Raw genomic sequence first — 12,594 nt, 5'->3', positions numbered from 1 at the left:
CGCGTCAGAGGGCGGCGGCCTTCGCCTCCAGGACGCCCCTCTCCCGGGCGTTGCCGCACAGCCGGGCGGCGAGCTCGAGCTCGGCGCGCGCCTCGTCGGCCCGCCCGAGCCGGGCCAGCAGCTCCCCGCGGACCGACGGCAGCAGGTACGACCCCGACAGCACCTCGCGCGCGACGAGGTCGTCCACGACGGCGAGCCCGGCCGCCGGGCCCGACGCCATCGCGACCGCGACGGCGCGGTTGAGCTCGACGACGGGCGACGGCGCCACGCGGCCCAGCGCCTCGTAGAGGACGACGATGCGCTCCCAGTCGGTCTCCGCGACCGAGGGCGCGACGTCGTGCTGCTCCGCGATGGCCGCCTGCAGCCCGTACGGCCCCAGCCCGCGCCCGACGGCGACCGCCCGGGCGAGGGCGTCGCGACCGCGCCGGATCGCCGACCGGTCCCACCGGCGACGGTCCTGGTCCTCCAGCAGCACGGGCTCGCCGTCCGGCCCGGTGCGTGCCGGGAACCGCGCGGCGGTGAGCTCGAGCAGCGCGAGCAGGCCGAACGTCTCGGGCTCGGGCGCCAGCCGCGTCAGCACGCGCGCGAGACGCACCGCCTCGTACGCAAGGTCCGGGCGCATCCAGTCGTCACCGCCCGAGGCCGTCGACCCCTCCGAGAAGATGAGGTACACGACGTTGAGCACGGAGCCGAGGCGCTCGGCCCGGTCCTGCGCCGCGGGGACCTCGAACGGCACCCGCGCGGCCGTCAGGGTCTTCTTCGCGCGCGTGATCCGGGCCTGCACGGTGGGCACGGGGACGAGGAACGCCCGCGCGATCTCCTCGCTGCCCAGGCCGGCCACCACGCGGAGGGTCAGCGCGACGCGCGCCTCCTTCGACAGGACCGGGTGGCACGCCACGAACAGCAGCGCGAGGCGGTCGTCCTCGATCTTGTCGGGGTCCCACAGCAGGTCGTCCCCCGCCGCGGGCACGGAGCCCGGACCGCCCGTGACGGCGCCGCCCTCGCCCAGGTCCCGGGCGAGCGCCGCGTAGCGCTCGTCCCGCCCCGCGCGGCGGCGGAACGCGTCGATCGCACGACGACGCCCGGTCGCGAGCAGCCACGCCACCGGGTCGCGCGGCACGCCGTCGCGCGGCCAGGCGACGAGCGCCTCGGCGAGCGCCTCCGACGCGACGTCCTCCGCGAGCGCGAAGTCGTTGGTGTACCGGGCGAGCGCGCCGACGATGCGGCTGGACTCGATGCGCCAGACGGCCTCGACGACACGCCGGGAGGCCGCGCCGTCGTCGGCACGGCCTCCGTCAGGGGCGCTCCCGCTCACGCCTGCTGGGTGCGCTGGGCCTGCTCCTCGCGCCATCCCTGCTCCTTCTGGATCCACTCGTTGTCCTGCGGGAAGTCCTCGGGCCCGTTGACACGGCGCACCTCGAGCTTCGTGCCCTGGCCGCTCAGCGGGGCGCGCTTGGCCCACTCGATCGCCTCCTCCTTGGAGGCCACGTCGACGATCCAGAACCCGTTGAACAGCTCCTTGGTCTCGCCGTAGGGGCCGTCGGTGACCACCGGGGTCTCGGTGGAGAAGTCGACGACGGCGCCCTCGGACGCGTCGGAGAGACCCTCGCCGGCGGCCAGCACCCCGGCGTTCATCATCGACTCGTTGTAGCGGCCCATCGCCGCGATGACCTCCGTGAAGTCCATCTGCTCGAAGGCCGCCTGACCCTCGTCGGTCCCGCGCATGATCAGCATGTACTTGGCCATCGTCCTGCTCCCTGTCGTGATCGCGGTCACCCTCGTGGCGACCTTCTCACTCCCAGGTCGAACGGGGAACCTCGGGATCGACACCGGCCGTGAACTTTTTTCGGGACGCCTCTTGCCACCGTTGGCTATTGGCATTAGCTTTGCGGCTATGGACATGATCCAGGCAGCGCCGATCCGGCACCTCGCCCGCCCCGAGGGGCGGATCGCCTACACCGACACCGGCTCCGGCCCGCTCGTCGTCGCCGTCCCCGGCATGGGCGACCTGCGGTCCACCTATGACGACGTCGCCCCCGCGCTCGTCGCCGCGGGCCACCGGGTCGTCGTAGCCGACCTTCGCGGTCACGGCGACTCCGACACCACCTTCACCACCCACGGCGACGTCGCCACCGGCACGGATCTCGTCGCCCTGGTCGAGCACCTCGACGCCGGCCCCGCCGTGCTGGTCGGCAGCTCGATGGGCGGCTCGGCCGCCGTCTGGGCCGCCGCCGAGCGGCCCGACCTCGTGCGCGGGCTGGTGCTGGTCGCCCCGCACCTGCGCGAGACGGCCTCCGCCGCCCAGGCGAAGGCCTACCGCCTGCTGTACCGCGCGCTGTTCGTCCGCCCCTGGGGCGCCGCGGCCTGGGCGTCCCTCTACACGTCGATGTTCGCCAAGGGCCGCAAGGGGCCCCGGCACGCGGAGCACGTCGCGCGCATCCGGCGCAGCCTCGCCGACGCCGCGCACCTGCGCTCGTTCCGCGACCTGGCGGTCGCCCTCGACCACACCCTGATCGAGCCGCTCGTCGCGAAGGTGCAGGCACCGTCGCTCGTCGTCGTCGGAGAGCTCGACCCCGACTACGGAGACGCCGGCGCCGAGCTCGCCCGGATGGGTGCCGCGCTCGGCGGCGAGACCCTCCTCGTGCCGGGCGTCGGCCACTACCCGCAGCACCAGGCACCGGACGCTGTCACCCCGGCGGTGCTCGGCTTTCTCGCCGCGCTGCCCGCCTCCCCGCGGCACGGCGCCGACGAGCGGAACGCCCGTGCCTAGGGCGGGGCTGTCGCGGGACGCCGTCGTCCGGATCGCGCTGGAGCAGGTGGACGCCGGGGGGCCCACCGGGCTCGCCGACCTCACGCTCGCGAAGGTCGCCGCCTCGGCCGGGGTCGCCACGCCCAGCCTGTACAAGCACGTGGGCTCCCTCGCGGCGCTCCGCCGGGAGATCGCGCTGGTCGCCCTCGACGAGCTGACCACGGCCAGCGCGGCGGCGACCGTCGGCCGCGCCGGCCCCGACGCCCTGCGCGCCCTGGCCCGCGCCTGGCGGGGCTACGCCCTCGCCCACCCGGGCCGGTACGCCGCCGTCCAGCTCGCGCCCGACCCGGACGACCCCGAGGACGCCGAGCACCGCACCGCCGGGGCCCGCGTGGTCACGCTCGTCGGGGCGGTGCTGCACGGATTCGGCCTCCCCGACGACCGCACGATCGACGCCGTCCGCGTGGTGCGCGCCGGCGTCCACGGCTTCGTCGCGCTCGAGCTCGCCGGCGGCTTCCGGCTGCCCGAGGACCTCGACCGCAGCTTCGACACCCTCCTCGACATGCTCGTCGCCGGCGTCACCGCCCTCGCAACGGCACCGACGCCACCCGCCCCGAAGGAGCAGCCATGACCCGCACGACGCCGTCGTCCGCCGCTCACCCGGTGTCGTCCGGCCCCACCTCTGCCCAGGCTCCTGTGCCGGCGCCCGCCCCCACCGCCGCCCCCGAGCACGCCGCGGCGCGACCCACCGCAGCCTGGACCGCGGCCGGCGCCGTCGCGGCCGGCGTGCTCCTGCTGCTCTTCCCCGTGCTGCGGCCCTGGCCGGACGAGTCCGTGCCCAGCCTCGCGCTCGCCGAGGCGTTCGCCTCCGACCGCTGGGTGCTGGCCCACCTGTGCGGGATCGCCGGGCTCGGCCTGCTCGCTCCGACGTTCCTCGGCCTGCGGACCCTGGTGCGCGGGGGCGCGGACCCCGGCTCGGCCGCCCCGGGCGCACGCGCCGCCACGGCCGCCGTCGTGACCGCCTGGGCTGGGGCGGCGCTCTGCTCCCTCTACTTCGGCGCCGAGATCTTCGGCATCCGGACGATCGCGCAGGCGGCGCTGCGCACCCAGGACCCGGCGCTGCTCGCCGACGTCGACGTGCTCCGCGAGCAGCCGGTCGCGATGACCCTCTTCGGCGTGGGTCTCGGACTGGTCACCGCAGCCGGTGTCCTCGCGGCCGTCGCGCTGTGGCGCGGTGGGGCGCGGCCTCGCTGGGCCGGCGTCCCCCTCGCCGTCGGCCTCGCGCTCTACCTGCCGCAGTTCTTCGGCACCCCTGCGGTCCGTGTCGCGCACGGCGCGCTGGTCGCCGCCGGGCTGCTGCTCGTCGCGTGGGCGGTGCGCCGCACGGGGGCCGGGCTCGCGCCGGGGACGACGACGGCCGGCCACCCCGTGGGGTGACCGGCCGTCGGGCCGTGCGTGCCGGAGGCGAGCGGAGGGTCAGTCGCTGCTCTGGAAGATCGCCAGCAGGCGCAGGAACTCCAGGTACAGCCAGATCAGCGTGACCAGCAGGCCGAAGGCCGCCGACCAGGCGAACTTGGCCGGGACGCCCTGCTCGACGCCGCGCTTGATGGAGTCGAAGTCGACGATGAGCGAGGCGGCGGCCAGGCCGACCGCGACCAGACCGATGATGATGCCGAGCGTGCCGCCCCGCATGCCCCACCCGCCGAGGACGCCGGTCCAGACCAGGACGACGTTGACGAGCGAGAAGACGAGGTAGCCCACCATGGCGATGAGCAGCCAGCGGGTGAACTTCGGGGTCACCCGGACCTTGCCGGAACGGAACAGCAGGAGCGCCGCGCCGAAGGTGCAGATCGTGGCGAGCACCGCCTGGCCGACCACGCCGTCGTAGAACGACTCGTAGTACTTCGAGATGCCGCCGAGGAACACGCCCTGGGCGACGGTGTACAGCATGATCAGCGCCGGGCTCGGGTTGCGCTTGAACGCGTTCACCAGGCCCAGCACGAGGCCGACGACCATGCCGACCGGCCAGATGCCCGGCGCCATCGTCCACGTGGCGGCCGCCACCACGACGAGCAGCGCGAGCAGCCCGCCGGTCTTGATGACGACGTCGTCGTAGGTGAGGCGCTTGGTGTCGGCCGTGGTGGCCGACGGCGCCTGGTACATGGCGTCGAGGCTCGCGGCGTCGGCGGCCTGGGCACCCGTGGCGCCGTAGGCCCCGTACTGCGGCTGCGCAGTCGCGGTGCCTCCGGCGCGGGCCCCCTGGCGCGCGCCCGTACGGCGGGGCTCGCCGAAGACGTCGCTGTTCGAGAAGACGGGGTTGCTCATGAACTCCTCCTGGTCGCGGCTGCCGGGTGCCCGACGACGGGTCGTCGCGCGCGCAGTGCCGGGTCGCTGGCCGTGCGATCCATCGTAGTGAACGCGCGGACGTACGAAGACGTTCCCGCGCGTCCTCCCTCCATTCGAGCGAGCATGGTCAGCGACGCTCCCGGAGCCGACCCGGCGACGGTCCCACGACGAGGGGCACCATGATCGAGGCACACGGACTGAGCAAGAGGTACGGACCGAAGCTGGCGGTGGACGACGTGACGTTCACCGTGCGACCGGGCACGGTCACGGGCTTCCTCGGGCCCAACGGGGCCGGGAAGTCCACCACGATGCGGATGATCATGGGCCTGGACCGCCCCACGGCCGGCCGGGTCTCGGTGAACGGGCGCCCGTACGCGGAGCACGCCCGGCCGCTCGCCGAGGTGGGGGCGCTGCTCGAGGCGAAGGCCGTGCACCCCGGCCGCACGGCGCGCCAACACCTCCTGGCGCTGGCGGCCACGCACGGGATCGCCCCGTCGCGGGTGGACGAGGTCGTCGAGCTCACGGGCCTGGCGGCGGTGGCGCGCAAGCGGGTGGGCGGGTTCTCGCTCGGCATGGGGCAGCGGCTCGGCATCGCCGTCGCGCTGCTGGGCGACCCCCGCACGCTCATCCTCGACGAGCCCGTCAACGGCCTCGACCCGGAGGGCGTGCTGTGGGTGCGCAACCTCGCCCGTCTCCTCGCGGGCGAGGGGCGCACGGTCTTCCTGTCGAGCCACCTCATGAGCGAGGTGGCGCTCACCGCGGACCACGTGATCGTCATCGGGCGGGGGCGCATCCTCGCGGACATGCCGGTGCAGCAGCTCGTCGACGGCGCCTCGCGCCACCTCGTGCGGGTGCGTTCGCCACAGGCCGCGGACCTCGTCGACACGCTGCGGCGCGAGGGCGGCGCCGTCGCCCCCGCGGACGACGGCGCGCTCGAGGTCACCGGGCTCGAGGCGGCCCGCGTGGGCGAGCTCGCGGCCGCGGGCGGCGTCGTCCTGCACGAGCTGACCCCCGTCTCCTCGACGCTCGAGGAGGCCTACCTCGAGCTCACCGCCGACTCGGTCGAGTACCAGGCGGAGGACCTGGAGGGGGCTGCGGGCGCCACGGGCGCCGATGCCGGCACCACGACGGACGGAGCGCCCCGATGACCGCCACCCGAGAGGCCGCACCGGCCGTGGTCGTGCACCGCGTGTCGTTCGGCCGCGTGCTGCGCGGGGAGTGGATCAAGTTCCGCAGCCTGCGATCGACCGTGTGGACCGTCGTGATCACGGCGGTCGTCATGGTCGGGCTGGCGCTCATGATGGCGGCGATCGTGCGCGTGGCCTCGGACACGCCGGAGATGTCCGAGGGCATGTCGCAGGACCCGGGCCTCCAGGCCATCGGGCTCACGGGCACGACGATCGTGACCTTCGGCTACTCGTTCGGGGCACTGGCCGTGGGCGTGCTGGCGTCGCTGATCGTGACCAGCGAGTACTCGACCGGCACCGTGCGCTCGACGTTCGCCGCCGTGCCGCGGCGGCTGCCCGTGCTGTGGGCGAAGCTCGTCGTCATCGTGCTCACCACCGCCGTGGTGGTGGCCGTGGCGCTCGCCATCGCCTACGTCGCCACCGCACCCCTCCTCGACGAGGCCGGGCTGAGCGTGGACCTGTCCGACCCCGAGCAGGTGCGCGCGCTGGTCGGCTGCGTCCTCTACCTCGCGACGGTCGCGGCGTTCGCCCTCGCCGTCGGCACCCTGATGCGGCACAGCGCGGGCGCCATCTTCACGATCGTGGCGCTGTTCTTCGTGGTGCCGCTGATCTTCAACATCGTGGTCCAGGCCACCGACGCCGCGTGGACGGACTGGGTGAACAAGCTGCTGCCCAGCGTCGCCGGCGAGCGGGTCATCTCCCGCGGCATCGCGACGGACACCCTGCTCGACCCGTGGGTGGGCTACGCCGTCCTCGTCGGGTACACCGTGGTGCTGCTCGTCGCGGCGGCGATCACGCTCCGCCGCCGCGACGCCTGACCAGGAAGGTTGTGAGCGCGATTCCGGGGACATTCCGCGCGGGAATTGTCCCCGGAATCGCGCTCACAACGCTCAGGCGGGGTCGGTGCCCGCCTGGCGACGGGCAACGGCGGCGGCCTCCTCGGCGGCCTTCGCCTTCTCGGCGGCCCGGTCGGCGGCGTGCTCGGCCCGCTCCGCCTTGCGCTGGGCCCGCGTGTCGCGCTTGCCCTGACGACGCTCCTTGCGGCGCTCGATCAGCTCGTAGAGCACCGGCACCACGAACAGCGTGAGGAGCGTCGAGGAGATCAGCCCGCCGATCACCACGAGCGCCAGCGGCTGGCTGATGAACGACCCGCCACCGGTGAGGCCGATCGCCATCGGCGTCAGCGCGAAGATCGTCGCCAGCGCCGTCATGACGATGGGGCGCAGCCGCTTGCGGGCCCCCTCGCGCACGGCCTCGTCCAGCGACCGCGGCTGCCCGTGCGCCGGGTCGCGGTACTGGTTGATGAGGTCGATGAGCACGATGGCGTTCGACACGACGATGCCCACGAGCATCAGCACGCCGATGAGCGCCGGCACCCCCAGCGGGGTGTTCGTGGCGAGCAGCGCCAGCAGCGCGCCCGTCGCGGAGAACGGCACCGACACCAGCAGGATCAGCGGCTGCACCAGCGACCCGAAGGTCGCGACCATCACCAGGTAGACGATGGCGATCGCAGCCACCAGGGCGAGGCCCAGGTCGGCGAAGGCGTCGGCCTGGTCGGCCGCGACGCCGCCGATCTCCACGGTGGCGCCGGCGGGCAGGTCGAGCTCGTCGGTCGCCGCGGTGATGTCGGCGCTGAGCGTGCCGACGTCCTGCGTCTCGGGCGTCACCGAGACGGTGGCCGAGCGTGCGCCGTCGGCGCGCGAGATCGAGGTGGGCACGTCCACCTTCTCGACCGTCGCGACGTCGGTGAGCGGCACCATGCCGGCCGCGGTGGGCACCTCGAGGTCCTCGATCTCGGACTGCGTGGCGGGGGCGTCGCCGGTCTTCACGACGACGTCGACCGGGCCGTCGCCGAGGTCCACCTCGCCCGCGGTCTGCTCCGGGTCCATGGCGCCCGACACGATGCCGGACACCTGGGTCTCGGTCAGCCCGGCCTCGGCGGCCTTCTCGCGGTCGACCGACACCTGGACCACCTGCTGGGCGGCCGCGAGGTCGTTGGTCACCTCGGCGACGCCGTCCAGGCCGGACACCGCGTCGGTGACGTCCTGGGCCGCCGTCTCGAGGTCGTCGCTGTCGTGCGCCTGCACGACGAGGTCCACGGTGCTGGAACCGAAGCCCGAGTCCCCGCCGGAGACGCTGACCTCGGAGGTGACGCCGGTGCCCGCCAGGGGCTCGACCGCGTCGCGGATCTCGCCCTGCGCCTCGACGCCGTCGGCGTCGGGGTCGAGGGTGATCGCGAAGGAGGCCTGCGGGGCGGATCCCCCGCCCATGAACGCGGCCATCGCGGCGTCGCCGGACCCGACCGTGGTCTGCACGCTCTCCACGGCGTCGACGCCCGACAGGGCGTCCTCGACCTCGGAGGCCGCGGCGTCCTGCGCCTCGAGCGACGCGCCGGTCTCGAACGTCTGCGTCACGGTGACGGTGTCCTGGCCGGAGTCGCCGATGAAGTTGGTCTCCAGGCGCGGCACCAGGGCGAGCGTGCCGCCGAGGACGGCGACCGCGACGACGAGCGTCACCCACGGGTGGCGCAACGAGGCGGCCAGGCTCGGCACGTAAGCGCGCTGCCACAGTCCGCGGCGCTCCTTGGCCTCGGCGGCCTCGCGGACGCGCTCCGCCTCTGCCGGGTCGGTGGCCACCGCCGGCGCCTTGACGAACCAGTACGCCAGCACGGGCACGATCGTCAGCGCCACGACCAGCGACGCGAGCATCGCGATCGCGACGGTCATCGCGAACGGTCGGAACAGCTCGCCCACCATGCCGCCGACCAGCGCGATCGGGAGGAAGACGGCGACCGTGCTGATGGTCGACGCGGTGATCGCGCCGCCCACCTCGCGCACGGCCGTGAGGATCGCGGCCTTCTTGTCCTCGCCGTACGACAGGTGTCTCTTGATGTTCTCGATGACCACGATGGCGTCGTCGACGACACGGCCGATCGAGATGGTCAGGGCGCCCAGGGTGAGGATGTTGAGCGTGTACCCGGTGGCGTTCATGACCACGAAGGTCACGGCCAGCGACAGCGGGATCGACACGGCCGACACGAGGGTGGACCGCAGCGAGACAAGGAAGACGAGGATGACGATCACGGCGAACAGGAGGCCGAGCCCGCCCTCGGTGGCGAGGCCCTCGATCGACTCCTCGATGAACGGCGCCTGGTCGAAGACGACGGCGGTGGTGACACCCGCGTCCGCGAGCTCGGGGCGCAGGTCGTCCATCGCGTCCTGGACGGCGTGGGACACCTCGACGGTGTTGCCGTCGGGGGTCTTGGTGATGGCGACGCCCAGCGAGGACTCGCCGTCGAGCCGGGAGTGCGACGTCGCCTCGACCGGCACGACCTCCACGGTGGCCACGTCGGCGAGCGTCACGGGCTCGGGCGCGGCCGGGGGCTGGGTGGCGCCCTGGGTCGAGCCGTCGGCGGCCGGCGGAGCGCCGGTGCCGTCGCCGACCTGGCCCGTGGTGCCGCCGGTGGCGTCGCCGGCGCCCGTCGTCGCGCCCGCCCCGACCGCCGGGTCCGGCACGAGCGGGAGCGACTTGAGCTCCTTGACGCTGTCGATGCTGGAGCCGGCCTGCACGGAGTAGGTGACGTCGTCGTCGGTGACGGTGCCCGCGGGCAGCACGACGCCGTTGTCCTTCAGGACGTCGGCGACGTCCTGGGTGGTGAGGCCGGCCTCGGCGAGCTTCTTCGTCTTGACGTCGACCAGCACCTGGTCCGTCTCGCCGCCGGTGACCGCGACGGAGCGCACGCCGTCCAGGTCCTCCAGCGCGGGCACGACCACCGTGTCGACGGTGTCCGCGAGCGCCGCCGGGTCCACGTCCTCGCCGGCGTCCTGGCTGCCCGCGGCCGCGAGCTGGATGACCGGCAGGTCGTCGAGCGAGCCGGTGACCACCTGGGGCTCGACGTCCTCCGGGAGCTGGGACTGGATGCGGGTGACGGCCGTCTGGAGCCGTTGCGTGGCGGCGTCCATGTCGGTGCCGTACTCGAACTGCACGGTGGTGACCGAGCTGCCCGTGGACGCCGTCGACCCGATGGACTCGATGCCCTCCACGGACTGCGCGGCGGCCTCGAGCGGCTCGGTGACGCGCTGCTCGACCACCTCCGGCGACGCGCCCGGGTAGGTCGCGACGACCGCGCCCGCCGGGAGCTCCAGGGACGGGATGAGCTCCTGCTTGAGGGAGCCCAGGCTCATCGCCCCGAAGACGAAGATCGCGATCGTCGCCAGGGCGACGACGGCGCGGTTCGCCAGGGACAGGCGGGCAAGTCGGAACACGCTCACTCCAGACGGGCGGTCGGCAGGACGGGGCACGACTCCGCTGTCGTGACGCACGGGCTGAACGGACGATACGCCGCCCGAGTTCCCGCCCACATCCTCCGGAAGGAGGATGTCCGGCCAAGGTCACAGCTCGGACATGGCCTCCTCGGGCGTGCCCTCGACGGCGGCGGCGGCCTTGTTCCACCGCGCCCACAGCACCTTCTCGCCGAGCCGGCCCGCCATCGTGTGCGCGGTGAGCAGGAAGACGACCACGCCCACGGCCAGCACGCCGACACCGACCCAGTAGGGCGCGGAGGCGCCGACCGGGTGCAGCAGGCCCGCGATCACCGGGGCCGGGGCGGCGAAGCCCCAGCGCACGAGGTTGAAGGCGCCGGTCGTGACACGGCGGTCCGGGTCGCCGAGCGCGAGGGACAGGTCGGTGAGGATCGCGTTGGCGATGCCCATGAAGACGCCCGCGACGACGAGGACGACGATCGAGGCCGCCGTCGGGAGGCCGAGGGCCAGCAGCAGGGTCATGACGAGCACGCCGGCGACGGCGATCCCCAGGGTCTGCACGGCGCCGATGGTGTGGGCGAGCTTGTGCCCGACGACGAGGATGCCGAACGCGAGCCCGAGGCCCCAGGCGGTGAACACCAGGCCCAGGGGGACGACGTCGAGCCCGAGGAAGATCGGCGTGTAGCCGAGGATGACGAAGAAGACGAAGTTGTACGTGGCGGTGACCACGGCGAGCGCCAGGAACGCCGGCTTGCGGAACAGCGAGAACACCTGGCCGACGCGCAGCGGGCTCGGCTTCTGTGCCGGGTCCTTGAGCTTGGTGATCGACATGGCCAGCGCGACGATCATGAACAGCCCGCAGGCGAGGAACGGCACCCGCCAGGAGAAGCTGCCGAGCAGGCCGCCGATGAGCGGCCCGACGGCGAACCCGAGGCCGACGCAGGTCTCGAAGATGCCGACCACCCACTCGCGGTCGTTGGCGAGGGAGACGAGCAGCACCATCGCGGTGGCGAAGAACATCGCGTTCCCGAGGCCCCAGAGGCCGCGCAGCGCGGCGAGCTGCCCGATGGACGTGCTCAGCGCGGCAAGGATCGCGGCGATCGCGACGAGGGTGACGCCGGCGCCCAGGATCTTCTTGTAGCCGAACCTCCCCGTGGCGAGCACGGCCGGGATCATGCCGAGCGCCATGACCGCGATGTACGCCGTGAAGAGCAGCTCGATCTGCCACGTCGTGGCGCCGATGGCCTCGCCGATCACCGGGAGGATCGGGTCGACGACGGCGATGCCGGCGATCGCGAAGAACGCGGTCAGCGCGGTCGCGTAGATCGCGGTCTTGTTCGGTTCGTTGCGTGTGACTGCCACGGACTCCTCGCTCCTGCCCCCACGGGTCGACCGCGGGCGTCGTCTGCTGCTGGTGCTGCGCCGTCGCACGGCCGGGGCGGTGCGGGCGTCGAGATACCTGCATGATGCAGGTAATTACCTGTAGGATACACCTATGACCGCTTCCCGGGGAAACAATGTCGGGTCGTCGCGCCCCGACGCGGACGACGACGGCTCGACGCCGGAGACCGTCGCCCGCGTCGAGCTCGGCCTCGCGCAGCTGCTGCGCCGCGCCGAGCGCACCACCGCCGCGACCACCGCCCGGACCGGGGGGCACGACCTCGACCGGTCCGGCTACCTGCTGCTGCACGCCCTGCGCGACGGCGGCCCCCAGCGCGTGCAGGCCCTCGCCGACCGGCTCGGCATCGACGCCTCCACGGTGACGCGACAGGTCGTCTCCCTCGAGCGCGCCGGCCGCGTCCAGCGCTCCCGCGACCCCCACGACGGCCGGGCCGTCCTCGTCTCCGCCACGGCGGACGGCCGGGACGCCCTGCACGCGCAGCGCCGCCGGCGCGCCACCACGTACACCACCGTGCTGGCGGACTGGTCCCCCGCGGACCGCGTCCTCCTCGCCGAGCTCGTCGAGCGCCTCAACACCGACCTCGACGCCTACGCGCGCGGCACCTCTGCGGACTGAGCCGGCCCGCGACGGCCCCGCGGCGACGTCGCA

The 12,594-nt window shown here is 73.7% G+C and carries 11 protein-coding genes; 6 read left to right on the top strand and 5 right to left on the bottom strand.

Going from position 1 to position 12,594, the window contains the following annotated elements; translation table 11 throughout:
• Nucleotides 1–4 precede the first annotated feature (4 nt).
• Nucleotides 5–1,315, bottom strand: a complete 1,311-nt coding sequence (locus ACH436_RS08245; protein ID WP_430559711.1) for an RNA polymerase sigma factor — start codon at nt 1,313–1,315, stop codon at nt 5–7.
• Complete coding sequence (locus ACH436_RS08240; protein ID WP_430559710.1) at nt 1,312–1,746, bottom strand: YciI family protein; 435 nt, start codon at nt 1,744–1,746, stop codon at nt 1,312–1,314. Before ACH436_RS08240 ends, ACH436_RS08245 begins: the two co-directional genes overlap by 4 nt.
• A 148-nt stretch (nt 1,747–1,894) precedes the next feature.
• Here ACH436_RS08240 and ACH436_RS08235 point away from each other — a divergent pair, with 148 nt between their 5' ends.
• The 3 genes from ACH436_RS08235 to ACH436_RS08225 are packed head-to-tail and all read left to right on the top strand — an operon-like array spanning nt 1,895 to nt 4,186.
• Entirely contained in the window at nt 1,895–2,770 is an 876-nt protein-coding gene (locus ACH436_RS08235) for an alpha/beta fold hydrolase (RefSeq protein ID WP_430559709.1), read from the top strand.
• The gene (locus tag ACH436_RS08230) at nt 2,763–3,380 is read left to right on the top strand and encodes a TetR/AcrR family transcriptional regulator (protein WP_430559708.1); all 618 of its coding nucleotides are present in this window, start codon (nt 2,763–2,765) and stop codon (nt 3,378–3,380) included. The genes ACH436_RS08235 and ACH436_RS08230 overlap by 8 nt, the downstream gene beginning before the upstream one ends.
• The gene (locus ACH436_RS08225; RefSeq protein WP_430559707.1) at nt 3,377–4,186 is read left to right on the top strand and encodes a hypothetical protein; all 810 of its coding nucleotides are present in this window, start codon (nt 3,377–3,379) and stop codon (nt 4,184–4,186) included. The genes ACH436_RS08230 and ACH436_RS08225 overlap by 4 nt, the downstream gene beginning before the upstream one ends.
• Before the next feature lie 39 nt (nt 4,187–4,225).
• On the opposite strand, the gene ACH436_RS08220 is transcribed toward ACH436_RS08225, so the two are convergent.
• Entirely contained in the window at nt 4,226–5,074 is an 849-nt protein-coding gene (locus ACH436_RS08220) for a Bax inhibitor-1/YccA family protein (RefSeq protein WP_430559706.1), read from the bottom strand.
• Between the two features lie 200 nt (nt 5,075–5,274).
• Here ACH436_RS08220 and ACH436_RS08215 point away from each other — a divergent pair, with 200 nt between their 5' ends.
• Both ACH436_RS08215 and ACH436_RS08210 read left to right on the top strand, forming a co-directional pair.
• Nucleotides 5,275–6,243: an ABC transporter ATP-binding protein gene (locus tag ACH436_RS08215; RefSeq protein ID WP_430559705.1), complete on the top strand. Its 969-nt coding sequence runs from the start codon at nt 5,275–5,277 to the stop codon at nt 6,241–6,243.
• Complete coding sequence (locus tag ACH436_RS08210) at nt 6,240–7,100, top strand: ABC transporter permease subunit (protein ID WP_430559704.1); 861 nt, start codon at nt 6,240–6,242, stop codon at nt 7,098–7,100. The genes ACH436_RS08215 and ACH436_RS08210 overlap by 4 nt, the downstream gene beginning before the upstream one ends.
• A gap of 72 nt (nt 7,101–7,172) precedes the next feature.
• Here ACH436_RS08210 and ACH436_RS08205 read toward each other — a convergent pair whose 3' ends face one another.
• Together ACH436_RS08205 and ACH436_RS08200 are read right to left on the bottom strand one after the other, a co-directional pair.
• On the bottom strand, nt 7,173–10,547 hold the full coding sequence (locus tag ACH436_RS08205; RefSeq protein ID WP_430559703.1) for an efflux RND transporter permease subunit: 3,375 nt from the start codon (nt 10,545–10,547) through the stop codon (nt 7,173–7,175).
• Nucleotides 10,548–10,673: 126 nt separating this feature from the next.
• Nucleotides 10,674–11,906: an MFS transporter gene (locus tag ACH436_RS08200; protein ID WP_430559702.1), complete on the bottom strand. Its 1,233-nt coding sequence runs from the start codon at nt 11,904–11,906 to the stop codon at nt 10,674–10,676.
• Between the two features lie 133 nt (nt 11,907–12,039).
• On the opposite strand from ACH436_RS08200, the gene ACH436_RS08195 reads away from it, so the two are divergent.
• A complete protein-coding gene (locus tag ACH436_RS08195) occupies nt 12,040–12,561 on the top strand; it encodes a MarR family winged helix-turn-helix transcriptional regulator (RefSeq protein WP_430559701.1) in 522 nt (173 codons plus the stop codon).
• Nucleotides 12,562–12,594 lie beyond the last annotated feature (33 nt).

Source organism: Isoptericola sp. NPDC019693 (assembly GCF_044389085.1).
Classification (GTDB): Bacteria; Actinomycetota; Actinomycetes; order Actinomycetales; family Cellulomonadaceae; genus Isoptericola.
The sequence above is the reverse complement of the archived record's forward strand: the minus strand, read 5'-3'. Positions and strand labels throughout refer to the sequence as shown.